The organism is [Clostridium] fimetarium (genome assembly GCF_900111235.1).
GTDB classification, from domain to species: Bacteria; Bacillota; Clostridia; order Lachnospirales; family Lachnospiraceae; genus Clostridium_N; species Clostridium_N fimetarium.
Genome location: NZ_FOJI01000019.1, coordinates 17,907 through 44,783 on the forward strand (window position 1 = coordinate 17,907; position 26,877 = coordinate 44,783).

The 26,877-nt window shown below is 35.4% G+C and carries 26 protein-coding genes; 4 read left to right on the forward strand and 22 right to left on the reverse strand.

What is annotated here, in order from left to right; all coding sequences use genetic code 11:
• Positions 1-56: 56 nt before the first annotated feature.
• The gene (locus BMY18_RS17995; RefSeq protein ID WP_092457040.1) at positions 57-269 is read left to right on the forward strand and encodes a helix-turn-helix domain-containing protein; all 213 of its coding nucleotides are present in this window, start codon (positions 57-59) and stop codon (positions 267-269) included.
• A gap of 113 nt (positions 270-382) precedes the next feature.
• Here BMY18_RS17995 and BMY18_RS18000 read toward each other — a convergent pair whose 3' ends face one another.
• From BMY18_RS18000 to BMY18_RS18030, 7 genes are all read right to left on the reverse strand, one after another.
• The gene (locus BMY18_RS18000) at positions 383-1,069 is read right to left on the reverse strand and encodes an ABC transporter ATP-binding protein (protein ID WP_092457043.1); all 687 of its coding nucleotides are present in this window, start codon (positions 1,067-1,069) and stop codon (positions 383-385) included.
• Between the two features lie 11 nt (positions 1,070-1,080).
• Positions 1,081-2,247, reverse strand: a complete 1,167-nt coding sequence (locus BMY18_RS18005; protein WP_092457048.1) for an ABC transporter permease — start codon at positions 2,245-2,247, stop codon at positions 1,081-1,083.
• On the reverse strand, positions 2,244-2,900 hold the full coding sequence (locus tag BMY18_RS18010) for a cobalamin B12-binding domain-containing protein (RefSeq protein ID WP_170841481.1): 657 nt from the start codon (positions 2,898-2,900) through the stop codon (positions 2,244-2,246). The genes BMY18_RS18005 and BMY18_RS18010 overlap by 4 nt, the downstream gene beginning before the upstream one ends.
• A 146-nt stretch (positions 2,901-3,046) precedes the next feature.
• Positions 3,047-3,490 (reverse strand): MarR family winged helix-turn-helix transcriptional regulator, encoded by a 444-nt coding sequence (locus BMY18_RS18015; protein ID WP_092457056.1) that lies wholly within the window; start codon positions 3,488-3,490, stop codon positions 3,047-3,049.
• A gap of 39 nt (positions 3,491-3,529) precedes the next feature.
• Complete coding sequence (trxB, locus tag BMY18_RS18020) at positions 3,530-4,432, reverse strand: thioredoxin-disulfide reductase (RefSeq protein WP_092457060.1); 903 nt, start codon at positions 4,430-4,432, stop codon at positions 3,530-3,532.
• Positions 4,433-4,452: 20 nt separating this feature from the next.
• Positions 4,453-4,767, reverse strand: a complete 315-nt coding sequence (gene trxA, locus BMY18_RS18025) for a thioredoxin (RefSeq protein WP_092457064.1) — start codon at positions 4,765-4,767, stop codon at positions 4,453-4,455.
• Positions 4,768-4,864: 97 nt separating this feature from the next.
• Positions 4,865-5,344 carry a glutathione peroxidase gene (locus BMY18_RS18030; RefSeq protein ID WP_092457068.1) on the reverse strand — a complete coding sequence of 160 codons (480 nt, stop codon included), beginning with the start codon at positions 5,342-5,344 and terminating at the stop codon, positions 4,865-4,867.
• 337 nt (positions 5,345-5,681) lie between these two features.
• On the opposite strand from BMY18_RS18030, the gene BMY18_RS18035 reads away from it, so the two are divergent.
• The 3 genes from BMY18_RS18035 (at position 5,682) to BMY18_RS18045 (ending at position 9,826) form a co-directional block, all read left to right on the forward strand.
• Positions 5,682-6,161 carry an NADH-quinone oxidoreductase subunit NuoE family protein gene (locus tag BMY18_RS18035; protein WP_092457071.1) on the forward strand — a complete coding sequence of 160 codons (480 nt, stop codon included), beginning with the start codon at positions 5,682-5,684 and terminating at the stop codon, positions 6,159-6,161.
• 78 nt (positions 6,162-6,239) lie between these two features.
• On the forward strand, positions 6,240-8,069 hold the full coding sequence (locus BMY18_RS18040) for an NADH-quinone oxidoreductase subunit NuoF (RefSeq protein WP_334292373.1): 1,830 nt from the start codon (positions 6,240-6,242) through the stop codon (positions 8,067-8,069).
• Between the two features lie 23 nt (positions 8,070-8,092).
• Positions 8,093-9,826 carry an NADH-dependent [FeFe] hydrogenase, group A6 gene (locus BMY18_RS18045; protein WP_408645408.1) on the forward strand — a complete coding sequence of 578 codons (1,734 nt, stop codon included), beginning with the start codon at positions 8,093-8,095 and terminating at the stop codon, positions 9,824-9,826.
• A 114-nt stretch (positions 9,827-9,940) separates the two neighbouring features.
• Here BMY18_RS18045 and ilvD read toward each other — a convergent pair whose 3' ends face one another.
• The 15 genes from ilvD to BMY18_RS18120 all read right to left on the reverse strand — a co-directional run bounded on the left by ilvD (position 9,941) and on the right by BMY18_RS18120 (position 26,876).
• Positions 9,941-11,662 carry a dihydroxy-acid dehydratase gene (gene ilvD, locus BMY18_RS18050; protein ID WP_092457080.1) on the reverse strand — a complete coding sequence of 574 codons (1,722 nt, stop codon included), beginning with the start codon at positions 11,660-11,662 and terminating at the stop codon, positions 9,941-9,943.
• A gap of 336 nt (positions 11,663-11,998) precedes the next feature.
• On the reverse strand, positions 11,999-12,298 hold the full coding sequence (locus BMY18_RS18055) for a hypothetical protein (protein ID WP_092457083.1): 300 nt from the start codon (positions 12,296-12,298) through the stop codon (positions 11,999-12,001).
• Positions 12,299-12,339: 41 nt separating this feature from the next.
• Positions 12,340-14,631 carry an alpha-xylosidase gene (yicI, locus tag BMY18_RS18060; protein WP_092457086.1) on the reverse strand — a complete coding sequence of 764 codons (2,292 nt, stop codon included), beginning with the start codon at positions 14,629-14,631 and terminating at the stop codon, positions 12,340-12,342.
• An 84-nt stretch (positions 14,632-14,715) separates the two neighbouring features.
• Positions 14,716-15,585, reverse strand: coding sequence for a carbohydrate ABC transporter permease (locus BMY18_RS18065; protein ID WP_092457089.1), 870 nt, complete (start codon positions 15,583-15,585; stop codon positions 14,716-14,718).
• A gap of 1 nt (position 15,586) precedes the next feature.
• Entirely contained in the window at positions 15,587-16,486 is a 900-nt protein-coding gene (locus BMY18_RS18070; RefSeq protein ID WP_092457092.1) for a carbohydrate ABC transporter permease, read from the reverse strand.
• 167 nt (positions 16,487-16,653) lie between these two features.
• Positions 16,654-17,922 (reverse strand): ABC transporter substrate-binding protein, encoded by a 1,269-nt coding sequence (locus BMY18_RS18075; protein ID WP_092457095.1) that lies wholly within the window; start codon positions 17,920-17,922, stop codon positions 16,654-16,656.
• A gap of 250 nt (positions 17,923-18,172) precedes the next feature.
• Positions 18,173-18,928 carry a response regulator transcription factor gene (locus tag BMY18_RS18080; protein ID WP_170841482.1) on the reverse strand — a complete coding sequence of 252 codons (756 nt, stop codon included), beginning with the start codon at positions 18,926-18,928 and terminating at the stop codon, positions 18,173-18,175.
• Between the two features lie 16 nt (positions 18,929-18,944).
• Entirely contained in the window at positions 18,945-20,756 is a 1,812-nt protein-coding gene (locus tag BMY18_RS18085) for a cache domain-containing sensor histidine kinase (RefSeq protein WP_139197330.1), read from the reverse strand.
• A gap of 212 nt (positions 20,757-20,968) precedes the next feature.
• Positions 20,969-21,808, reverse strand: a complete 840-nt coding sequence (locus BMY18_RS18090) for an ABC transporter permease (protein ID WP_092457104.1) — start codon at positions 21,806-21,808, stop codon at positions 20,969-20,971.
• The gene (locus BMY18_RS18095) at positions 21,780-22,616 is read right to left on the reverse strand and encodes an ABC transporter permease (protein ID WP_092457106.1); all 837 of its coding nucleotides are present in this window, start codon (positions 22,614-22,616) and stop codon (positions 21,780-21,782) included. Before BMY18_RS18095 ends, BMY18_RS18090 begins: the two co-directional genes overlap by 29 nt.
• A 2-nt stretch (positions 22,617-22,618) precedes the next feature.
• Positions 22,619-23,371 carry an ABC transporter ATP-binding protein gene (locus tag BMY18_RS18100; protein ID WP_092457109.1) on the reverse strand — a complete coding sequence of 251 codons (753 nt, stop codon included), beginning with the start codon at positions 23,369-23,371 and terminating at the stop codon, positions 22,619-22,621.
• A gap of 157 nt (positions 23,372-23,528) precedes the next feature.
• Complete coding sequence (locus BMY18_RS18105) at positions 23,529-24,248, reverse strand: PadR family transcriptional regulator (protein ID WP_170841483.1); 720 nt, start codon at positions 24,246-24,248, stop codon at positions 23,529-23,531.
• 225 nt (positions 24,249-24,473) lie between these two features.
• Complete coding sequence (locus BMY18_RS18110) at positions 24,474-25,316, reverse strand: MerR family transcriptional regulator (RefSeq protein WP_092457116.1); 843 nt, start codon at positions 25,314-25,316, stop codon at positions 24,474-24,476.
• Between the two features lie 38 nt (positions 25,317-25,354).
• The gene (locus BMY18_RS18115; RefSeq protein WP_092457119.1) at positions 25,355-26,098 is read right to left on the reverse strand and encodes an ABC transporter permease; all 744 of its coding nucleotides are present in this window, start codon (positions 26,096-26,098) and stop codon (positions 25,355-25,357) included.
• Positions 26,082-26,876, reverse strand: coding sequence for an ABC transporter ATP-binding protein (locus tag BMY18_RS18120; RefSeq protein WP_170841488.1), 795 nt, complete (start codon positions 26,874-26,876; stop codon positions 26,082-26,084). Before BMY18_RS18120 ends, BMY18_RS18115 begins: the two co-directional genes overlap by 17 nt.
• Position 26,877: the final 1 nt, after the last annotated feature.

Below are 26,877 nucleotides of genomic sequence, written 5' to 3' on the forward strand. Positions count from 1 at the left end.
AACTATTGAATCAAAGATTAAAATCTTTTACAAGCAGTGCAGAAATGAGGATAAATATGGGCATTATATTAAGAATGGATCGAGTAATGGCTGACCGCAAAATGAGTCTTAATGAATTGAGTGAAAAAGTTGGTGTAAGCAATGTGAATTTGTCGAAGATAAAAACCGGTAAAATCAGTGCAATTCGATTCTCCACATTAGAGGCGATATGTGATGTGCTAGATTGTCAGCCTGGTGATATTTTGGAATATCAGCGTAATGATAAATAATCAAGAAAAAAAAGGAGCGTGACAAAATAACTGATTCGTTATTTTGTGACGCTCCTCGTTTGTGTTGCAATTTATTTACTGCACTTAATTTAGTTATTTCAATTTTTTACACATCACTTTTTAATATCCATATTAATTTTTCCATCTTTTATTTCAATGATTCTATCTGTTTTTTCTGCAATTCGCTTATCATGTGTAATTATAATAAATGTTGTTCCAAATTCCTGATTGATATTTCGCAAAAGTTCATAAATTGTTTCCGTGGAATCAGAATCCAAATTTCCTGTTGGTTCATCTGCTAAAATAAGTTTGGGATTATTAATTAGCGCTCTTGCAATAGCCGTTCGCTGTTGCTGTCCTCCAGATAACTTTGTGGACAAATTATTTTTAACATCTTCCAACCCTACAAGTTTCAGATAATCCTCTGCCTTCTTCACAATCTCTTTCGTAACCTTACCATGTTGAATCTCATAAGGCATTAACACATTTTCAAGTGCCGTAAATTCGGGAAGCAGATAATGAAATTGAAATACAAATCCAATTGTACTATTTCTTAACGCTGCAAGTTGATTATTTGACATATTTTTTACATTTTTTCCATCAATTATAACTTCTCCAGAAGTTGCTTTATCCAAAGTTCCCATAATATTAAGAATCGTACTTTTTCCACTTCCTGATTGTCCAATAATGGAATTAAAAGATCCCTGTTCAAATGATAAATTGATGTCATACAATACTTGTGTCTTAATGTCTTCCCCATATATTTTATTGATACCTTTTATTTCTAACATATTGCTCATAATATTCCCTCCTAGTTATTCCTAATAATATCGATTGGATTGAGTTTCGATGACCTGATAGCCGGAATAAATGCTGCCAAAAGAGATGACGCAATCGCAATTAAGCCTGATCCTGCAATAAATGGATAACTTATATATAGGGCAACAACAGGTGCACCATCCGGACCTATTGCGAATTTTGTAAATGCAAAGGATAACCCTAAACCAAATGCAATACCCAACACTGCACCAAAGAATCCCAATATCAACCCTTCAAATAAGAAAATATAACTAGTTGTAGAATTCCTAATTCCCATTGCTTTCAAAATACCAATTTGCCTTGATTTTTGCATAACCGTAATCGCTAATACACTTGCGATTCCAAGGACTACTGATATCAAAACAAATACCTGTATCATAATACTAGATATACTTTGGCCTTGCAAACCACTAAGAAGTTGTGCATTTTGTGCCTTCCAGTTGTCCACTTTAATGGAACTATTATTTAGTTTGTCAGATATTTTCACCCCTATTTGATCTGCTATAAACGTACTATTCGAATTTACTTGAATTTCAATTGAGGTGACACTATTGTTTGTATCAAACATATTTTGAGAAGTTTCTAAAGTTGTAATAGCCCAACTTTTGTTAACACTTGCTACATTAAGATCATAAAATCCAACCACCTTACAATTCATGATTTTCTGATTTGGCGTGGTAATCTTTACTGTATCATTTAATTTCATACCATACTCGTCTTTTAAGTCTATCCCAAGTATAATTTCGTTTTCCTTTTGGGGGTAAGTACCTTCTTTTAATCGATCTATGAAATTATATATTTTATTTGCATCTTCAATATTAAAGCCTCTAACAAGTAATGACTGTGAATTACTACCATATTCTAAAAAAGCTGCATTATCACTTGCAATGGAAACTTTATCAATACTGCTGTCAACTGTTTTAATGTCTGCAATCATTTTATCATAATCTAGAATTCTTTTATCATCTGTGAGCGATGTGATTGTAATCTGTGGTGAATTTCCAATTGTCTTATCAATCAAGCTTTTTTGAAGTCCCTGAATTAAAGAACCTATAAAAATTTGTACGGAAACGCCAATTGCTATTCCCAAAATAATAAAAAAAGTCTGACCGAGATTTGATTTTAAAAATCGTTTTGCTATTTTATAACCCAGCCTCATTTTTCTACCTCATTTCTGGCGATTTTTTGAATATCTAAATAAGAATCCGCATAATAATCTGCTCCAACCAGCTTATAATTTTCTGTACTTGAATCAAATGCATAGCCGCCTACAATTATTTTTAGGGAATTATGATTTGCTTTTCTCAAATCTTCTATTATCTTTTTTGTACATACAAGATTATAGTAATTACTAACACTAATTGCGATTAAATTAGGATGAATGGTATCTATCGCATTTTTAAAATCATTATATGGTGTATTACTTCCCACAAAAATTGATTTGTAACCACTAATTGTAAAAAAATCAGCAACCATCCTGGCTCCCAAATCGTGATATTCCTCTGGTGGACAAAGTACAACTGCCGTTCCACCTGCTGAATAATTTAATTCCTTCTTTTTCTCCATTACATAAGGATAGCAACATTCTACGATTGATCTTACAATTGCAGTTCTAACATGTTCTTTCCAAATACAAATATTTTTATCCGCTAACCTACACTCCATTTTCTCAAGTGCTGGTGTTAAAATATTTTCATATAACTCAATCACATCAACTTCCTTGTTTTCGAGTAATTTCAATGCATATGAAAGCGCTTCTTCTTTATTTTCCTCTTCTAAAAAAGATAAAAAATCCTCGTACATTTTCTTCATACTCATCCCCGTTTCTGCGCATCTTTATGCGCCTTCCAAGTTTGCGACTTTCAAGTTTGAGACTCAGGCATAAACTTGATTCTGAATGATGAAATCACACATTTCCCTACTTTTTGAAAATCAATTTGGTTTATCAAGCATTATATTTATAAACTTGTAACCTGATATAATAATTTATTTAATATTTTATGCAGTAAGGATAACTCATCTAATGAAATTGAAAGACACTCACCTACTGCCTGGGGAATATGAACTGCCTTATTCTTCAATTCCTCTCCCTTTTCAGTAATTGTAATAATCAAATTACGCTCATCTACTTTTGAACGATGCCTACTGATATATTCCTTCGCCTCTAATTTTTTAAGAAGCGGTGTCAGTGTTCCTGAATCCAAATAAAGATATTCACCTAACGTTTTTACATTGATTTCTTTTTGTTCCCACATTACCATCATTGTAATATATTGGGTATAAGTCAAATCGATTTCCTCTAAGAACGGTTTGTATCTTTTTACGATTTCTTTTGAACATGCATATAACGGAAAGCATAATTGATTTTCAAGTTTTAAGGCTTCATATATATTATCACTCATTTTTTATCACTCCCTTTCTATTGAATTTCGCTCTTATTTTTAACCAATATATTCGCTTGCCGCTAATGCAGCAACTGCTCCATCAGCTGCTGCTGTCGTTAATTGCCTGATACGTTTTGTTCTGGTATCACCTGCAACGAATATTCCTTTTATATTGGTTTTACAATCTTCCGTTGCACTAATATATCCGCTCTTATCTAGATTTATCAAATTAGCAAAAATTCCATTCTCTGGTGTTTGCCCAATTGCTATAAAAAGTCCACTGATAGGAATCGTTAACTCTGTACCTGTTTCTATGTTTTTAACTATAATTCCTTTTATCTTATTATCTGCTATCAATTCTTTAATAACTGAATTTAAAACAAATTCAACATTCTGTTTTTCTTGTAATGAATGCAATAATCTATCTTCACCACGAAAAGAATCTCTTCTATGAATCAAATAAACTTTGGCACAAAATGAGGATAGATATAATGCTTCCTCTAAGGCTGTACTTCCGCCTCCGTTAATTGCCACTTCTTTCCCTTTGAAAAATCCTCCATCACATGTTGCACAATAGGAAATGCCACGCCCAACCAATTCTTTTTCTCTTTCTAAACCAAGTGTTCTACTTTTTGCACCCGTTGCTAAAATAATGCTTTTTGCTTCATATTGATTAGAATCTGTGATAACCTTCTTGCCGTGATCTTCAGACTTGATTTCAAGAACTTTTTCGATCCTAATTTCAGCACCAAGTTCTATTGCCTGCTCATACAGATTGGTCGCGAAATCATATCCAGATATATGCTTTATTGCTGGGTAATTTTCGATTTCCGGGGTATTAATAATCTGACCGCCATAAGAATCAGCTTCCAGTATTAAAACACTCTTCCCTGCGCGAACCCCATAAATTGCTGCTGATAGACCAGCAGTTCCCGCACCGATTATAATAATATCATACATCTGTGCACCTCATAACTTTCTTATATATTTTTCAACATTTCTAGAATATCTGCTTTTGTCTTTTTACCTACCGATGTACTTACTACTTTTCCATCCTTAAATATCATAAGTGTTGGAACTGTCATAACATCAAATTGTTCTACTAATTCAGTCTGTTCATCTACATTTACTTGACAAATCTTCACTTCTTCTATCTCCGACGATAGACTTTCAAATATTGGTAAAAGAATCTTACATGGACCACACCAAGTTGCCCAAAAATCAACGATTACTATCCCTTTTTCATTTAACACTTCTTTATCAACATTCTCTAATGTTAATTCTATTGCAGCCATATTTTCCTCATTTCCGCGTATCTTTTAATGTCTCATTCTGCAATGGCTTGCCAAGCTTGACATTAACAATACGCATACCTAGTTTTTTTAACGTGATTTATTTTTGTAAAAGTTCTGCTATTTTTGCATCAATATCAATTGGTTCCGTTGTTGGCGCATATCTTTTAACTACATTTCCTTCTCTATCCACTAAAAATTTTGTAAAGTTCCATTTAATTGTTGTTCCTAATGTTGATTCACTATTTTTCTTCAAATATTTAAATAGAGGGTCTGCATTTTTACCATTTACATCAATTTTTGTAAACCTAGGAAAACTTGTCTTGTATCTTAATTGACAAAAGTCATGTATTTCTTCATCATTTCCAGGAGCCTGGTGACCAAACTGATTACATGGGAAATCTAAAATTTCAAAACCTTTATCTTGATACTTGTCATATAACTTTTGTAATCCTTCATATTGTGGTGTAAATCCACAACCAGTTGCAGTGTTTACTATCAAAAGAACTTTTCCTTCATATTCTTTCATTGGTATTATTTTACCTTTTAAACCTTTTAATTCTAAATCATAAATATTCATCTACATTACCTCTCTCTTTCTTTAAGGAATACGCATATTTAATTGTTCTCTGTTTGATTGTGTTATATTAAATTGTGTGCAATCTTTAATATAATATTACACATTTCTTTTAAGTTTGTCAAGTAAATCTTTGTTTTTCTATGCTCTTTGTAAAATAGTTTATAAATTTTCTAATAAGGCTAAAATGACTCATAAAACTTCCTGTTTTCCATAACATAGTAGCAATAGATATCATACTTAATTTCCTAATATTTACACAATTATTTCCTTGTTAAACTTTAGACAATCATGATATAATAATGATAATCCAAACCAAAATAAAAGGAGGTACCATTTCATGTGTTCTAATCAACAGAGAGACCCGCAATACGCAGAACTTGAAGAATTCATCAATGAAATCCCTGACAAAACCAGCTCGCTTATCGCGGTTCTTCACAAAGCTCAGGAAATTTTCGGTTATTTACCGGAAGACGTACAAAGATTTGTTGCAAAGAAACTAAACCAGCCTGTTTCAGAAGTAAATGGAGTCGTCACTTTTTACTCCTATTTCACAGAAACGCCTACTGGAAAACATGTAATTAATGTTTGTATGGGAACAGCTTGTTTTGTAAAAGGTTCCGCCGACATTCTAGATGAATTTGAACGAAAACTAGGAATTAAAGTTGGCGAGACAACGCCTGATGGAAAGTACACCCTTCAGGTCTTACGATGTGTTGGAGCGTGTGGTCTTGCTCCTGTAGTAACTGTAAATGACAGAGTATATGGTCATTTCACAAAACAAATGGTTGTTAAAACCTTAGATGAATATAATGAATAGGGGGGCGCAGTATTGAATAGGATCAATTCTTACGAAGAACTACAAAATTTATTTCAAGATTATTCTAAAAAATTAAAAATGAGAACACCTTCGCGTGAAGAAGAATTAGAAGCGGAAAACAAAAGATGCAAGCGCCATATTACTGTATGTGGGGGAACCGGATGTCAATCATCTGATAGCCCTAAAATCATTGAAAATCTTCGAAAAGAGATTGAAAAAGCAGGACTGTCTGATGAAGTTGTAGTATCGGTAACCGGTTGCTTCGGATTTTGTGAAAAAGGTCCAATTGTTCATATCAATCCTGATAACACCTTCTATATCCAGGTTACGCCAGATGATGCACAGGAACTTGTATCCGAACATTTATTAAATGGCAGATCCGTACAACGACTTCTATATGAAGAGCCTTCCGTCAAAGGAAAAGTAAAAAGACAGGATGAAATGTCCTTCTATAAAAAACAACATAGAATCGCACTCCGAAACTGTGGATTTATTAATCCAGAAGATATTACGGAATACATCGGTGTTAAAGGATACCTTGCTTTAGCACAGGCAATCATCCAGATGACTCCTGATGAAGTGATCAAAGTCATGATTGAATCTGGACTTCGTGGAAGAGGTGGCGGCGGTTTCCCAACAGGCAAAAAATGGGCTTCTGCAAAATCCTATGAAGCGGATCAAAAGTATATAATTTGCAACGCTGATGAAGGAGATCCAGGCGCTTTTATGGATCGTTCCATTCTAGAAGGCGATCCAAACAGTGTACTAGAAGCTATGGCCATCGCAGGATATTCCATTGGTGCTTCCAAAGGATTTATATATATTCGTGCAGAATATCCACTCGCAGTAAACCGTATCAAAATCGCATTGAAACAGGCCAAAGAACTAGGCCTTCTGGGTGATAACATTCTTGGTACCGATTTCAGTTTTGATATCGAGTTAAAATATGGTGCCGGCGCTTTTGTTTGCGGTGAAGAAACAGCATTAATTCATTCCATCGAAGGAAAACGTGGCGAACCAACGAACAAACCACCTTTCCCTGCCGAAAGCGGTCTCTGGGGCAAGCCTACTAGTGTAAACAACGTCGAAACCTTTGCAAATATACCTGCAATTATCATTAACGGTGCAAAATGGTACAGCTCCATCGGAACTGCTGGTTCTAAAGGAACTAAAGTATTTGCACTTGCTGGTAAAATCAACAACGTAGGCCTAGTTGAAGTTCCAATGGGAACTACATTACGTGAAATCATCTATGATATTGGTGGTGGAATTAAAAATGGCCGAAAATTCAAAGCGGTTCAAACCGGAGGTCCATCTGGTGGCTGTATTACTGCTGAAAATCTTGACCTTTCAATTGATTATGAATCTTTGACTGCAATCGGTTCTATGATGGGATCTGGCGGTATGATTGTAATGGATGAGGACAACTGTATGGTTGATATCGCAAAATTCTACCTACAATTTACTGTAGAAGAATCTTGTGGCAAATGTACGCCTTGTAGAGTTGGTACCAAACGACTTCTTGAAATATTAACAAAGATCACAGACGGAGAAGGTACAGAACAAGATCTCGCAACCTTGAAGTCTCTGGGTCAGATTATTAAAGATACCTCTTTGTGTGGCCTAGGTCAAACTGCTCCTAACCCTGTACTTAGCACTATGAAGTATTTCTGGGATGAATATGTTGCACATGTAAGAGATCACAGATGTCCTGCCGGTGTATGTAAGAAGCTGATACGCTTTGAAATCACAGATAAATGTATTGGGTGTACCAAGTGTGCTAGAAGCTGTCCAGTTTCTTGTATTTCAGGTAACGTAAAAGGAATACACTTTATACATCAAGATAAATGCATCAAATGTGGTGCCTGCTACTCCAGTTGTCCAGTGAATGCAATCAGCAAAATCTGATGTAATCATATTTCAAGAAAGAGGTGAAAATTTTGAGTTTAATTACCATTACAATAAATGATAAAAAACTGCAGGTTGAAGAAGGCACTACGATTCTCGAAGCTGCAAAATTATTGAATATTTTTATTCCAACATTATGTCATATGAATCTTCACAATGGAGTAGAGCATAATCCCGGTTCTTGTCGAGTATGTGTAGTTGAAGTAGAAGGCAGAAGAAATCTTGCTCCTGCATGTAATACTATAATTACTGAAGGAATGGTTGTAAAAACCAGTTCTATCAAGGCTATCACATCCAGAAGAACCGTTGTAGAACTCCTATTATCCGATCACCCTCAGGATTGTCTGTTATGTGAAAAGAATACCTTTTGTGAACTACAAAAACTCGCGGCTGATATGGGTATTAGAGAAATGAAGTACAAAGGTGCTATGTCTACCTTCCCAAAAGATTTCTCCAGCTCTTCAATTGAGAGGAATTTGGATAAATGTATCCTATGTAGAAGATGTGTTACAGTCTGTAGCAAAATACAGACCGTATCTGTATTATCACCAATCAACAGAGGTTTTAATACGATCATTTCCCCAGCCTTTGGCATGCCAATGGTTGATACCAACTGTACCTTCTGTGGTCAGTGTGTATCTGTTTGTCCAACTGGAGCTTTAACAGAAGTTAATAATACGGAAAAAGTTTGGAGTGCCATTAACAATGATGAAAAATTTGTCATTGTCCAAACAGCTCCTGCTGTACGCGCCGCTTTAGGTGAAGCCTTTGAAGATCATAGTGGAAAAGCAGTCACAGGGAAAATGGTCGCTGCACTTCGCTCCCTCGGCTTTGACAAAGTATTTGATACGGACTTTGCCGCAGATTTAACCATTATGGAAGAAGCTGCTGAATTAATGGATCGTATTAAAAATGGCGGAAGGCTCCCAATGCTAACTAGCTGTTGTCCAGGATGGATTAATTTCTTCGAACATGAATTTACAGATTTACTTGATGTTCCTTCTAGCTGTAAATCTCCACAGCAAATGTTTGGAGCAATTGCAAAGAGCTACTATGCAAAAAAAATGAATATTGATCCAAAAAATATGATTGTAGTATCTGTTATGCCTTGTCTAGCAAAGAAATATGAAGCTGCCAGAGAAGAAATGGACAATGAAGTAGATATTGTTATCAGTACAAGAGAACTTGCCAAGATGATCAAAGAAGCGGGTATTGCCTTTCATTCTCTTGCGGATGAAGAATTTGACGATTTCCTCGGAGAATCAACTGGTGCAGCTGTACTATTCGGAGTTACCGGTGGTGTTATGGAAGCCGCACTTCGTACTGCATATGAATGGATTACAGAGGAACCTCTCGACAATGTAGAATTTTCTATGATTCGTGGTATGGACGGAATCCGTGAAGCAACCATTCAGATCAAGGATATGGAAGTGAAAGCCGCAATTGCAAGTGGACTGGGCAATGCCAGAAAGCTCTTAAATAAAATAAGATCCGGTGAAGCAAATTATCATATTATTGAAATCATGGCCTGTCCTGGTGGATGTATCGACGGAGGTGGTCAGCCTTATATGCATGGAGATTATGACATTCTTAAAACAAGAGCCAATGCGCTTTATGAGGAAGACCGTAGCAAAACACTTCGAAAATCCCATGAAAATCCAGCTATTATCGAACTTTATGATAAATTCTTGGATCACCCTAACAGTGATATTGCACACAAGTTGTTGCACACGCACTATTCTTGTAAGCAATGCTAAACATGTGGTATCTGATATATTAAATATAGGTGCTATAAAAAATTTCAAGGCCGGTAGTTGAATTATCAACTGCCGGCCTTTTATAATGTATAATTTAAAATTTATCACTTTTACCTAGTCCATGTATCCGCCCTTCATAGGTGATACAGCATGTCTGGAAAATAATTTCAATACCCCAGATTTGTATTTTTCCGGCTTTTCGTGCCAGTTTTTTTTACGTTCTTCTAATATCTGGTTCATCTCTTTTTTCGATACTCTATTTCCTTTGACACCAACCAATTGAAGGATTCTTTTTTCTATGTCAATTTCTATCAAATCATCTTCCTCAACTAGTGCAATTGGACCTCCATTTGCCGCTTCAGGAGAAACATGTCCAATCGCTGGGCCTTTTGATGCCCCTGAAAATCTGCCATCTGTAATCAGCGCAATTGACTTGCTCAATTCTTCATCTGAGGCTATTGCTTCTGTCGTGTAGAACATTTCAGGCATTCCGCTACCTTTTGGTCCTTCATAGCGAATTATTACTGCGTCGCCCGGCTTAATGGCCTTACTTAGTACTGCTGCAAGCGCTTCTTCTTCTGAGTCAAATGGCCTTGCTCTAAGTATTGCCTGAAACATCTCTTTCGGAACTGCTGTATGTTTAACCACGGAACCTTCCGGCGCTAGATTTCCTTTTAGAATTGCAATGGAACCATTTGTGCCAAATGCATTATCAAAATTACGAATAATATCCGTTCTTTTTCTGCCAACTTGATCAAGATATTTGTCACAGTTATCATAATAATCGCTATTTCTTAAATCTTCGAGATTTTCACCCAAGGTCTTACCTGTCACAGTCATAACGTCCAGATGAAGCATATCTTTTATTTCTTCCATAATTCTTGGCACGCCGCCTGCATAATAGAAATACTGTGCAGGCCATTCACCTGATGGGCGAATATTTAATAGGTAATGAGCGCCTCTGTGCATCCTATCAAATGTATCCGCATCTATTTCAAGTCCAAATTCATGCGCAATCGCTGGAATATGAAGTAGAGAATTCGTTGAGCCAGAAATTGCTGCATGGACCAGAATTGCATTTTCAAATGATTTCATGGTAACGATATCACTTGGCTTTAGCCCCATTGTAGCCAATTTAACAGCCTGTGCGCCAGCCCGAAATGCAACATCTTCTAAATCCTTGCAGGTTGCGGGCATTAAAGCGCTTCCTGGCAACATCAATCCCAATGCCTCTGCCATGATTTGCATTGTGGATGCGGTACCCATAAATGAACAGGAACCACAAGATGGACATGCGTTGTGCTTATAGTAAGTCAACTGTTCTTCGGTGATTTCACCTCTTTTACACATTGCACTGTATTTTCCAATCTGCTCTAATGTTAGCAAATCAGGGCCGGCATCCATAACACCTCCGGTTACAATAATGGAAGGAATGTTAATTCTTCCAATTGCCATCAACTGCGCAGGAACACCTTTATCACAGCTTGCAATGAATACACCCGCGTCAAATGTTGTCGCCTTTGCATGTATTTCAATAAGATTGGCAATTGTATCTCTAGACACCAATGAATAATTGATGCCATCATGTCCTTGAGCCATACCATCACATATATCCGTTGCAAAATATCTGGCCGCTTTCCCACCATTTTCATTGATTGCCGCTACGGCCTCGTTAACAAATTCCATCAGATGTGCACTTCCTGGATGGCTATCACCAAATGTACTCTCCACGATGATCTGCGGTTTTCCCAAATCACTTTCTTTCCAACCCATTCCCATACGAAGTGGATCCATTTCTGGTGCGATTGCGCGTATCTTCTGACTATTTAATTCCATGTTTCTACCTCGTCTCTATTCTGCCTATCTTTTCTACCTATTTTTTTCTACCTATCTTTTTCTACCTATCTTTTCTAACTTTCTTTTCTAACTATTTTTTCTACCTATCTTTTCTAACTTAAAATGTTCACCTTGATATATTCATGTTTACAGTTATATCTAATTCACAATTATATATTCAATATTTATAGTTATTTCTAATTACAATTATACATCCATATTTAAAGTTATTTACTACTTTAACATATTTACTATATTTTATCATTATTTACAATGTTTCACCATGTTTCATCTTAATTTATTCGTATCTTCTGTAATTCATTTGTTTAATTCCATTCATAACCACTGTGTTTCACCACGTTTCTTTCTTTTCCGCCGTGATTCCCCGTGTTTCATTTTTTCAATATTAGCATTCATAACCGCCAAAAGTCGTTCCAAAAAAGTAACCCGTGAATATTCATTTTTAATTATACATTTATCGCAGACCGTCTGAAAGCAGCGCTTATGTTTTTTCCAAGACTCAGATGAAAAAGCAAACGAAGTGAGCATTTTCATCATCCCTGAGGCTTGCAAAAAAACATGCTGCTTGAAGGAAAGGCAAGATAAATGCATAATTAAAAATGGATATTCACTCATCACCTTCCGAATCCCCTTTTTTCACTTATTGAAAACACATTTCACCCATGAATCTCAAAGATCACCTTCCTACCTTCTCTTGTAACCACTGCATCCGGATAATTAACCGCCTGAACTGTCCATTTCTCATTTCCACCTTGAACTTCAAATACCACAAGATTTTCTTTACGTTCTAAAGTAGCTTTCATCGCTGTTTTTCCATCAGCATCCGTAACAATGCATTCTGTATATGCATCTTTTGTAATCGCAAATAATTTGAAGGTTACTCCATCTGGATAATCATAATCAGGTTTGTTATCACAGGCTCCAACTGCTAATATAGCATTCTCCTTAACCATAAGTGGCAATGAAAAGTAGTCATGGGTTTCTGTAATCCATCTTCCGCCCTCGATGATTTGACCATTTAGGTAATTCGTCCAGGATCCTTTGGGAAGGAAGTATGATACTTCACCACTGCTTTTAAATATAGGTGCTACAAGCAATGATTCACCAAACATATATTGTTTATCTATCGTTTCACATGCGAGTTCCTCTGGAAATTCCATGAACATTGGACGAAGTATCGGTAGTCCTTCTTCATGTGCAATGATTGCCTGTCTATAAATATAAGGCATAAATGAACATTTTAACTTTACGAATTTTCTAAGTACATCACTTGCCTCATCATCAAACAACCAAGGTACACGATAAGAACTAGAACCATGCAGTCTACTGTGTGAACTCAAAAGTCCAAATGCACACCAACGCTTGTATACATCCGCAGATGCAGTTAATTCAAAGCCACCTATGTCATGACTCCAGAACCCATATCCACTGAGTGCCAGCGATAATCCACCTCTTAAGTCTTCGGCCATCGAAGAATAGGTTGCAGTACAATCGCCGCCCCAATGAACCGGGAATTTCTGGCCGCCGGCTGCTGTCGATCTTGCAAATACCAAAGCTTTATCTTTTCCAAGCTTTTTCTCGACTATTTCAAATACCGTTTTATTATAGAGATAAGTATAATAATTATGCATTTTTATAGTATCGGAACCATCATAATACTGAACGCCTGTTACTGGTATTCTTTCACCAAAGTCAGTCTTAAAACAGTCAACACCCATATCTATCAATGCCGCTAACTTACTTTGATACCATTCACATGCTGCAGGATTCGTAAAATCAACCAAAGCCATTCCAGCCTGCCACCTATCACACTGCCATACTGAGCCATCTATGTTTTTTACAAAATATCCGTTTTCTAAACCCTCATCAAACATGCATGATTTCTGGCCAATATAGCTATTGATCCATACACAGATATGAAGGCCTCTTGCCTTATATCTTTTTAGCATTCCCTCTGGATCTGGGAACGTATCTGGATCCCATTTGAAATTACACCATTCATAACCCTTCATCCAGAAGCAGTCAAAATGGAAGGTATGAAGTGGAATATCCCTATCTGCCATTCCTTGAATCAATCCAGTTACTGTCTCTTCGTCATAGCTTGTAGTAAATGATGTCGTTAACCAGAGCCCAAATGACCAAGAAGGTGGAAGTGCCGGTTTACCTGTCATATCCGTATAGAGTTTAACAGTATCCTTAGGCGATCCTCCATTTAAGAAATAATAATCAAGCTGTTCCGTTTTTACACTAAATTGTACTCTCTCTACTTTTTCGCTTCCCACTTCAAAATGTACATCTCCAGGATGATCCACAAATATTCCATAGCCTTTATTCGTAATGTAAAACGGAATATTTTTGTAGGTTTGTTCTGATGCTGTACCACCATCCTCGTTCCATATCTCCACAGTTTGTCCATTTTTGACAAATGGTGTATATCTTTCTCCCAAACCATATATATACTCTCCAACATCAAGTGCAAGCTGTTCAACCATATAATTTGAACCAGTCTCCTTCTCTTTCATGTATGCCAGATTGCGGTAGCTCGATTCTGTCAGCACTTCGCCTGTTATATCATCAACAAATTCCATTTTCCAAGCATTTTGGGCTTTATAAATGATCACGCTTGAATGTCCTGATGTATATTTTATGGTATCAGAATTTTCCGTGATAGATACAAAATCGCCCTCCTGTTTTGCCACTTCAAAAAATGGTCCTTTGTTATATGCTCCTTTAAAATGAACAGCGGATACCTTAATCACATTTTCCATTGGGCTTGTTATGGTAATTGTCAACAATGGTGTATTAAGCGTATTGCCTCTATTTTCAATATGTTTTGTTGTAGCGTAAACTGTCAATTTATCTTTCGTATAATCTGCATCCTCAAATTCTACTGCAAATGCAGGCTCAAAACTCTCTCGAACTCTCCAAAAACCGTTTGTAAACTTCATTTTATATCTCCTTTCTTGTACTTTTTAATACTTAAATTATCACATACAATTGCAAAGCATTCTTGCAAGTCTTTAATTTGAATTTTATTCTTTTACAGCTCCTGCTGTCATTCCGCCCACAATATATTTTTGTAGGAATATAAATGCCAATACAACTGGGATTACAAGCACCAAACCATACGCCATGATACAGTTCCATCTCATGCCATATTTATCCATAAACTTGTAAATATTAGCTGTCAATGGTCTCATATATGCACTTGTATTAAATGTCATTGAATATACCAAATCATTCCATCCCTGAAGGAAGCTTATTGTTAGCACTGTGATTACGCCAGTCTTAACCGTTGGAAGCATGATAAACAAAAACGAAGTAAATGCATTGCATCCATCAATCCGTGCCGCATCATCCAATGTCTTTGACAGGTTCATAAAATATGGTCTAAGTGTAATAATAATAAATGGAATTGAACCAGATGCCACAGCCATTGCTGGTGCCAAAAATGAATTTAATAAATTTACTTTTGCAAAAATCAGATACAAAGGTGTAAGTAATAATGAAGAAGGCATCATCTGTGTTATTAAAAAAGTTAATAAGATCAATTTTTTCCCTGGTATATTAAATCTTCCCATAGCATAAGACGCCGGTATTCCTACTGTTAAAGATATCGTCATTGCTAACGATGCAATAATCACACTATTTCTAAGCGAAATCAAAAATGCTTTATCTTGAAATTGTTCCTTCCAAGCATCAAAACTAATCAATTTTGGGAAATATGTTAAAGTCTTACCCATTATTTCTACATCTGTTTTTAATGATGTAACTACAAGCCAATATATCGGAAATAAAAATACCATTGCAATTAATATCGCAACTACTGATTTAATGGAAAATTTCAATACTGCGTTAGGTGAATTTTGAACTATTTTTTCTTTTACTTTTTTAGCTACCATATTAATTTGCCTCCTCATTCATTGTCAATCTTAAATAAAACAACCCTACTATAAACAAACATAGAAATAGTACGACTGATGCTGCCGAACCCATCGAAAACTTGTACTGACCAAATGAAAGTTTATAGGAATAGGTTGCAAGCACTTCTGTAGCGTTATTTGGTCCTCCGCTTGTCATTATGTATACAAGATCAAATACTTTAAATGTGTAAATCAGTCCAAGCATTAATACTGATAAAATGGATGATTTGAGCAATGGAATTGTCATATAGAAAAGTTTCTGTAATCCATTTGCACCATCAATTGAAGCACTTTCATAAATATCTTCAGAAATATTTGACAACCCTGTTGTAAGCAACAACATATTAAATGGAATCCCTACCCAACAATTCGTGAAAATCACAGCCCATATAGCAGTTTTACTGCTTACTAGCCAGCTAATTGGCTCTTTGATCAAATGAAGATTTAGCAGTAAATCATTAATGATGCCTTCGGAAACGCCAAACATATTCCTTCCAAGTAAAGCGGTTACTGACATTGGCATCATGTAAGCAACTAGTAAAAGACCTCTGATAAAACCTGAAAACTTAAACTTCTTGCTGAAAAAAATTGCAAATATAAAACCTATCGTAAACTGTATTACCAAACAAACTACTGTGTATAGTAATGTATTGATCAAGGATTTAATAAATACTGGATCCGCGAACAATACTTTATAATTGTCAAATCCAATAAAAACTGCAGTGTTTCCTTTAAATGTCTTAACATCTAGATTCTTCATGCTTAATATCAAATTGTAAACTAGTGGATAACCAATCATAACAACCATATATATTAAAGCCGGCAATATAAACCACAAACCTGTATATTTATTATTTTTAAATATGCTCTTTTTCTTCATATTCCTCCAACATTCCTTTCTCTTTTTTAAGATGGGGATATTACCGTTAGATAATATCCCCCTTAAAATAATCATCAAATACTTTTGTATACCTGTTTATATTTTTTTATTTACATCGTTTTATTTATATCGATTTATTTATATCGATTTATTTACATCATTTTTATTTATTTTAATACAGTCGCTGCCTTAGTCGCTGCATCTTTCATTGCCTGTTCTGGTGTTTTTTCTCCTAAAAGTGATGCTTGCAATGCAGTATAGAGTCCTTCTGAAATAACTGGCCATTCTGCGTGTGGCCCACGTGTCACTGCAAATTTCATTGATTCTGTAAATACTTTATAGTTTTTGTCTGTTGTCCAAATAGCCTGCGTTGCCATTGAGTCAGATCTTGTTGGGAATTTTCCAGCTGCAAAATTAAATTCAGCATTTCCATCTTTGCCCATCATATATTTGAAGAATTCAAAAGAAGCTTCTTTGTTTTTATCTGAACATATACCAAAGTTTTCTCCGCCAATTACAGATGCATTCATTTGATCTTTTGGCAAATAAGCGCAGCCATATTCGAAACCTAACGTACCCTCTGTTGAAAGCTTATTTAATGTTGTTATCTGCCATGAACCGTTTTGCATAATAGCTGCTTTACCAGCAATAAAAGCATCTCTTACTTCTGTTTGTCCCCAGTTCACTACTTCTTTACTAACAATCCCTTCTTGCACTAATTTTGTTAAAAACTTCATGGATGAGATTGCTTTTGTGGAAGAAAGTGTTTTAATATCTGCTCCTGCTGAATATAACCATGGAATATATGAAAATGTTCCTTCTTCAGTTCCTTTTGCGCAGAATGCAAATCCATAAGTACCAGCTGTTGTTAATTTTTTAGAAACTGTATACAATTCATCCCAAGTTTTTGGAACATCAGCTTCTGTTAAACCGGCTTTTTTAAATAAATCAAGGTTATAGTAAATAGCTAGACAGTTTGTATTCTGTGGCAACCCATATATTTTGCCATCAGATGTACAGCTATCAAGTGGTCCCTTATAGAAATTATCTAATTCGCCCCATTTTGTTGTAAGGTCTGTAATATCTTGGAATACACCCATTTGGATAAAAGAAGCCATATCAGGGCTGTCTACCATTCCGATGTCAGGAAGTTCTCCTGAAATTGCACCCATTGTATATTGTTTCATTAAATCTGCTCTTGCTATATATGTTGGAATAACTTCTACCTTGTCTTGTGATGCGTTAAATCCTGTAATCATTTTTTCAAGAACTTCTTGATTCGTAGCGCTGAAGTAATGCCATAATTGAACTTTTGTTTTTTCACCTGTAGTTGCATTTTCTTTTGTTGATGCTACACTACCGCATCCTCCAAGTAATGAAAGTGATAGTACAGAAATCAAAACCAATGCTACAATTTTTTTAAATTTCTTATTCATTTGTTTTCCTCCTTCATATTTGTCCTCATTCCGTTAAGTAACTGTTTTTTACAATAGTAATTGTATCTTTTTTTGAATTATTAAGAAAGAAACAAACTTAAGATATGGAATACTATTTTTAGGCATTATTTTAATTTTAATGTATTATTTTAGTGCAATATTTTAATATTTTAGATTATTTTAAGATATTGTTAATAACTTATTTATTTTATCTTAATCAATGACTTTTTAACCAAAGAAAGAGAAGCAACTAGCGCTCCTCTTCCTCGATTTTTTTTATATATTCTGCCGGTGTATCACCAACTACTTTCCTAAAAATCTTAGCAAAATATTTGACATCTGAATACCCAACCGCATATGCCACATCATTTACTTTCATATTGTGTTCAGCTAATATTTTTTTTGAAACATCAATTCTATAATCTCTCAAATAATCCGAAAACTTAATTCCAGTTTCTTTATGAAACAAATAACTGAAGTATTCTGGCGTCATCCCTAGCTGTGTTGCCATATCTTCTTGGTTTAATTTTGTTGCAAAACTAACTTCCACTAAAGCAATTGCTTTTTGAATTAAATAATGTGCATTGGGAAATTTATTCGTTGATATTTCTGATTTCATAAGTGGCTGTCTGCTGCGATTCATACTAGACTCCAATTGTTCTAACACTTGTTCCATTTCGTCGTATGTGACAGGCTTTAACAAATACTGTGTAACTCCAAGTGTAATCGCCTTTTTTGCATATTCAAATTCTGCAAAAGCAGTTGTAATTACAAATCTTGTATTGAGGCCATACTTTCTTACAGCCTCAATCAATTCCATGCCATTCATAAACGGCATTTTTATATCTGTAAAAACAATATCAGGCTTTAATGATATAATTAACTCTAGTGCTTTTTGACCATCTTGAGCGGATGCTATTACTTCATACTTTTCGTCAATGGACTCTATTAAATTACGCAATCCTCTAAGCGCCCTTGCTTCATCTTCAACAATAATAATTCGCATATTATTTTCCTCCAAATCAATCGCTAATTTCTTGTTTTGGCAATTGTATAATAAATTTGCAACCTTTTCCTTCTTCATTTTCCATCTGAACATATGTGTTTTCACCATAATATGACCTGATTCTTGCAACTACATTTGATATACCCATGCTTCCACTTTGTTTACCATATGGATTATTGATTGCATTTCTAACGTTTGATTCCGTCTGTGCGTCCATGCCACATCCGTTATCTTCTATTGTAATTTGAATCATATCTTCATTTAATAATTGTCCTGATATCTGAATCATACCGCCTGATCTTCGTCCTTCAAATCCGTGAATAATAGCATTTTCCACAAAAGGCTGAAGCATCAATTTTCTGAATGACCATTCTTGAAGTATATCTGGAAAATCTATTTTGTACTCAAATAAATCTTCAAATCTAGTTTTTTGCAAAAACAAATACTGTTCCAACCATGCTATCTCCTGTGATAAATACACATTTTGGTGTCTCTGGTCAAATGAATATCGCAAAATATTGGAAAGCTTTTTCAACAATACGGATACCTTATGGTCTCCAACATCCATGGCTTCATAATTAATCACATTAATGGTATTACATATGAAATGCGCATTGATTTGAGATTCCAGCGCCTCTCTTTCCGCATTTCTTTGCATTTTTAAAGCTGTCATTTTATCCTGGTTTTCGATGTCAATGATTTTATAACTTTCATCTAGTGATTTCATCATCTGATTAAATGATTGGGCTACTTGCCATACTTCATTATTACCATAAACATTAATCTTTTTATGTTCTTTTCCAACTCTAGTACGGTTGATTGATTTTATTATAATTTGAATTGGCTTAATAAGTGATTTCTGTATTGAAATGAATAGTAACAATACTAGTAGAACGACCATTACCATAAAAACGATAAAACTACCATTATAAATCGTCTTTACCTGTTTCAATAACTGCGCTTTATCAATATCAATATTAACTACCAAGTCTTGCTTTCCAATTCCACTTTGTAACGTTGTGATATTCTTGCTCTTTAGCGAATCCAAATATTCTTTTTGCGTTTTCCCTATCCACTCAGTTTCGTTATGATAAATAATTGTTCCATTGCTATCTACTAAATAGCCAGTTACTACATTTTTATAGCTTTCATATATTTGGGAAAAATATTGGTTCCATAATTCAGTGCGAATCGAGACAGTTATCATCATTAAATGTTCATTTTCCTTAGTTGTCTGGGATATTGGGACGCTTATATGCATTAATCCAATATCTCGTTGCCCCGGAAAGGTTTTAGGTTCTAGCGAAATGATGACTTTGGGGACTATATTATTTGCCTTAATGACTTTCATCTTCTCATACAAACCCGTCAGTGCTGTATCCCCATTATCATTCCATATCCTAGTCGTTTTCTGCATGCGATCGTATTGACTTAGTACAAGTCCATCCGAACTGATACATACACCTTCAATCCATTGTGAACTATGTGTATAATTGTTTAGCTCCGTCTCTAAATTCAACTCTGTTAACTCTGTCGATTCTCCATTATAGATTTGTTTTGATAACATATAAACTGTATTGTTTGTTGCTGCTTTGCTTCCCACTTCAATAATATCATTTAATGCATATTCTAAATTCATAGAAACAAAATTCAAAATCGTATTTTCCTGTTCCATTGTTTTATCTGTCAAATAATTCAGATACTCTTTCTCGGTATAAACTTTAACGGCAGACATCAAGGAAAAAACCAACAATACAAATATTGACAGTAATGTACACCAAATATGACTTTTATAATAATGTATCGCTCTACGCATATGTGTTTTCATCTTAAAATATCCTTTAAACAAATAATCTCCTCTTTGAAACCGCTTGTTGTATAATATGGATTTGCATATATTATATAAATTTATTCACTAATAAGCAACTGGTATTCTTCTGGAAGAATATAGAAATCCATGTAGGTTTTTTAAAATTAGCAGTAATTGTATTAATGAGCAAGAATTCCTTAAATGAATTTTGGGCATAAAATAAAGCACTCTCAAACAAGCCAAATAATCCACCTGATTGGGTTTATAATACTGAGTATTTGCAGGAAAGATGGCATTTCTGATACTGATACAAATGTTCCACCAAGTAATGACATAATTACCGCAATTGAGGAAGCACAAATATTCGCATTCATATCTTTTTTACTTCGAAATGCAATTGTAACTCCATACACTGTAGTAATCATCGTGATTGTAGCAATGATTTCTGCTGATTTGAACATTGTAAGTGCGAACTCCTTATCAAATGTTTTTAATATCACAAATGCGACTGTAATCTGCACCAATACGATAAGCCCTGTTGAAATGACATATCCAAATGCATATTTTTTTCTACTATTTCCTGAATATGCAAATCTTTGAAATGTTCCGTTATTTTTATCGCTTATGATTTTTGTTGCATATACTGCTGCGATAATCATATAAACAGTCATAAGCATTGACACCATTCTTTGTGTCTGCGATAACTTGTTGGCATTCTTGTCTAGACCACTTGCTGCGAGATTTTCTATTTCATTTAAAATACCCTCGCTATCCGATTTGTCCAAGTAATTCAAGACAAAGTGATACTTATTCATGATTCTATCTGTATGTATTGTTCGAACATCAGCCGGCTCATAATCTATATTTTCATACTTGTCTAAACGTGCTTGAACATCACGAAATACAACCTCATCTGCAATTATACCAACACGAATTGAGCTTTGGGATATCCCACTTGTTATCATTCCAATAACAGCAATCATAATTGGAAGGAGAAACATTATGATGTATGTACTTTTCTTAAAAAGATTCCTTTTTAAATTATTTTTCATAACCAGGTAAATCTCCATTGATATACTCCTCCTTATTAAAAGTCATAATTGAAATCTTTGTCAATACAGCTCCGACAGTTATTAAGACCCCAGTCACAAGCCATAGTAGATATGAATCACTATCATATAGGGCAAGAAAAACACTCCTATTAATCCATGTCAGCGGTGACAGATTCATCAGAAATTGCATTCTAGCACTAACTGTTCCAATAGGGAAAAATGTACCTGCAACAATTGCAAATATTCCAATTGGTACTGTCATTACATTTTTAATTGCAAGAAAGTTTTTCATTCCAAGCCCAATATAAGTTCCTACCGCACTTATCATAAATGACAAGGCTGTGTACAAAAAAAGTAACTCCGTAATACTGCTAAATATTTTTAATCTCCAAAGTACTCCTGCAATAATTAGTACAAACATACTACAAAATGTCAAAACTAAGGTGCACGAAATTATTTTACATAACACGATTGTTTCTACGGATATCGGTGCTACCATAACTCTTTGCGCAGTCTTTGCATATGCGTCATCCTTTCCTGCATAGGCGGCTGTCACGATTGCCATTGCTGTACAGAAGGGGATTGAAACAAGCGTGTAATACTGATAGCTTGTAATCTCACCTCTGAATTGATTTCTGCATAATACACCAAGTAGTAATATAATCAAAAATGGGAATACGATGTTGTATCCAACTGCAAAACCGTCAGTTGCTCTTCTCTTAATGTTAAGTTTGAGCAGTGCCTGAAATCCTGTCATCTTTCTGTTACTTTTTGATTTTTTATTATCTTTCATACCCCTTTTATTATCTTTCCTATCTCTATTCACACCTACACCTCATCTCTTAACTGTGTCCCTGTTATATGTAAAAATATTTCTTCTAGACTGTTCTGTCCCTGAATCTTATATTTTCTCTTAAGTTCCACTTTATCCATGTCTTCAATTACATGCCCTTTATCAGCAATCACCACGCGGCTACACAAGCTTTCTATCTCTTCCATGTAATGAGAAACATATATGATTGTTGTCCCTCTACTGTTAAGAATTTTAATTGCCTCCATTATATTATTTCTAGACTGTGGATCAATTCCGACCGTTGGCTCATCCATAATAAGAAGTTTTGGTGAATGTGCGATTGAGCATGCAATATTTAGCCTTCTTTTCATACCGCCCGAAAATTTTCCCGGTCTCTCTTTTCGTCTGTCCCAAAGTCCTACAAATCCCAGCGCTTCTTTTGTTCTTTCTTCTAATTCGCTTTTTTGATAACCATATAAGGAACAGAAAAATTTAACATTGTCATATGCGCTTAGATCATTATAAAGTGCAATTTCTTGTGGAACAACACCTATTGAATGCTGGTAATCCTTCATGCATGTATTTATGTTTTTCCCAATAAATAATACAGTGCCACTACCATTTGATTCAATTCCAGTAATCATTCGTATTGTTGTACTTTTTCCTGCTCCATTTGGTCCTAAAAATCCCAATATTTCACCTTCATCTACATTGAAACTCATATTATCCACTACCTTTTTCCCCTCATAACTCTTGACAAGTTGCTTTACCTCTAATAATCTGCCCATAAACGAATCCTTTACCTTTCTTTTGATATCAATATTATATTGATAGTTTATATATCCAACCTTGGATATATAGCTTTAAAATTAAGAGAAACACGATTGTGCTTCTCTTATATGAAATACTGGCTGTATTATTGCCATAGTTTCTATTTTTTGAATGTTAAAGCTGAGTTTTCAGTTCTTCAATAACCCGATTGAGCCTATCAATCGCCATTTTGGGATCCTTTTTCATTGCCTCTTTGAAACCACTCGCAAATTCCACACGTTGCTCTACCAACGGAACCTTTACTTGGACCTCATATCTGTCTGCGTCAAATGTCTCAATGATACCTCTCATCAAACTGCTTTCCAGGATATTTTCATCAAGGTTATCAAGTAACTCCTCATGCCACATTATCTGGTTATTAATGGAATCTATAGCCATCTTAAAACTTAACTGAACCAGTTTTGGATCCTTCTCGCCAGCTTTGACTTTCTTCCATATCTCCCAGTATTCCTTCTGCTCCTTTAATTCACTGATGTGTTTTAGAAGAATTGTTATCATCTCTTCTTTTGGTAGTGTACTTATTATTGGTGCTATAATAAACTTCATTGATCCGACATTTGCAATTGGTTCTGCAAGCGCTTCCTGCATTTCTTCTTGAAGTGTTTTCTTTCCCAATTCGGTTATCATAAATATTTTTCTTATTCTTGAACCGGTACTTTCTTCCTTCAAAACAGCAATATTCTTTTCCTTTTCCAGTTTTGAAAGTGCATAGTATATTGAACCTGACTGTATTTTGGCCCATTTATCAACTTCTGACAGTTGTATGAAGCGCTGAATCTCATATCCATGCGTTGGTTTTATATTCAGGTAATAAAGAATCAATCCTCGTATCATAAGTTGGCTTCCCTCTCTGTTTTTCATATTATTTGCTATATAATCTCGCAAGGCAAAAGGCATACCCAACGTTGAGTATATTATATATTCAACGTTGGGTATTGTCAATATGATTTTTTATATTATGAACTATATGATTTTTTATGCTTGAACTATATATGATTTTTTATACTATGAACAATATATGATATTTTTTAATATGAGCTTTACTACTGAATTACACTACTAAACCTTTCTCACCGGAAATTGTATTTCAGACAGCCACTCCGCCTCCAAATCTTTGTTCCATACGCCGTCAATGTATGACTCTCTTGGATTATCTATAATCTCAAAGCCATTATCCTCTGCCCATCTTAATACGGATGCATATGCTTTTGGAAATCCGCTATAGGAACCTTTGTGTAGCACACAGGCTGCCGTTTCTACTTTTTCTATTGTCTGAAATGTTAACATATCAGAATCCTGCTTTTTCTCAGTCACTGCTTCGCATACTTCTACGTCGATATTTTCTTCCTTATATTCACCATCATGATACAAGGTAAAACAGTATTGCGGAACCGCACATATGCATCCTAGCCGTTCCATTTCTGCCCCCATTGGTGGCACGATTGCAAATAGTGCATCATAATCTGGGATCACCGTTCTTAGCGATGCGACAATTACTTCTGGAAGCTCTTTTAAAATAATATGGTAGTCCATATCCTGGTCATTTTGCAGCAGATAGCATTCCACCTGAGATAATTTCATTGTTTCTTCTGCAATTTTCTTTATGAGTTCGCACTTCCTTTTTTGAAGCAATTCCATTTCCGATTTACCACTTTGAACCATCTTGATTTCCTCCAGTGAAAATCCCATCTGACGAAGGGCAAGTATCTGATGAAGAATCGGAAGCTGCTGCGACGTGTAATATCTGTACCCTGTAAATTTATCTATATCCGCCGGTTTTAGCAATCCTAAATCATCATAATGTCTGAGCGCCTTTATTGTGACACGGTTCATCTGCGAAAACATCCCTATCTTGTACAGAATCGTATCTTCTTTTTTTTCACATTTATATATCTCTTTCATGGCAAACACCTCTTCCATTCCTATCTATTCTTATATGCTTATTCCCACCGAAAGGTTTTTACCGATACTCCCAGGCCTACTACAATAGCAACTAGCATAACCACAAGCGGCACAATGAGGTTTCCCTGCTGTAGCCCGAGCGAGTATCCCTTCAATAGCTTGATTCCTTGTGTTAACGGCAAAATATTGGAAACCTGCTGCAATGGCACTGGAAATATTTCATAAGGAATTGTTGCGCCTGACAAAAACACCATTGGAAAATAGACTGCACTGCAAACAACATTTGCTATCTTTACATTTTTGCAGACACTTGCAATCAGCATCCCAAGGCTAAACATGGATACCATAACTAGAAAATATGACAGGATAAATCCTAATATTGAGCCTCGCATCTCATATCCAAAAAACAGTTTCACGGTCAGATATACACATATCGCTGACACAATTGAGATCATCATATTGATTACTCCATGTACCAATAATAACATATCCGGACGTACTGGCGTCACAAAAAAATGTTTCAGGATCTTCTTGTCCCTGTAGTCAGAAATTGTAAGTGGAATCCCCATAAAAGCAGTTGCGCATATTCCAACTGTAATCAGTGCACCAAATGAACTTTCTAACAACGTGTAGTCCGCACCGTCAAATGCAGGTTTTGACCCGCTAATCATTCCAATCAAAAGAATTACACCTACCGGCATACATATACCAAACAATATCCCGTCTATTGACCTTATTGTCAAAATACCTTCTATTTTTAATAATTTAAAAAATCGCTTCATGTTGTGCCTCCTCATGTTCTTCATCTTCATGTCCTGCCTCTTCATGTTCTGCCTCTTCATGTTCTGCCTCTTCACCCATGTACCAAAGATAGGCTTCCTCAAGTCTTTCATATGGACTGTTTTTGATTAATTCCTCAACGGTTCCACTTGCTATGTCTTTCCCCTCTTTCATTATGCAGACTCTGTCACAAAGTGCCTCAACTTCGTCCATATAATGTGACGTAAGAAATATTGTCGTCTTCTTTTCCTTCAGATATCTCAATTGTTTCCAGACTTCTCGCCTAGCTGCAGTATCAAGCCCGGTCGTCAGCTCATCCAAAAATACGACTTCCGGATCCGGTATCAGCGCTAACAAAACAGAAAGTTTCTGCTTTTCACCGCCTGATAGTCCTGAAATCTGCCTTTTCTTAAACGAAGTAAGCTTAAATTTCTCTAGCAGTTTGTTATAATCAGCTGGATTGTCATATAGTGCTGCCATTTCTTCGCACAGCTCTCCGACCTTTAGATTATCCTGATATCTCGATTCCTGCAACTGAACTCCTACCTTCTGAAAAAGTTCTTTCCTCTTTTTTACGGGATCCATTCCAAGGACACTGATACATCCGCCGTCAAATTTCTTTAGCCCAAGTATGCAGTCAATTGTTGTTGATTTCCCCGCACCGTTATGTCCAAGTAGTCCAAATACTTCACCTTTTGAGATGCTGAAAGACAAATCATTTACAGCTGGTTTTCCTTTGTAACATTTTGTGAGATGGCTAATTTCGATGCTGATTTTAATA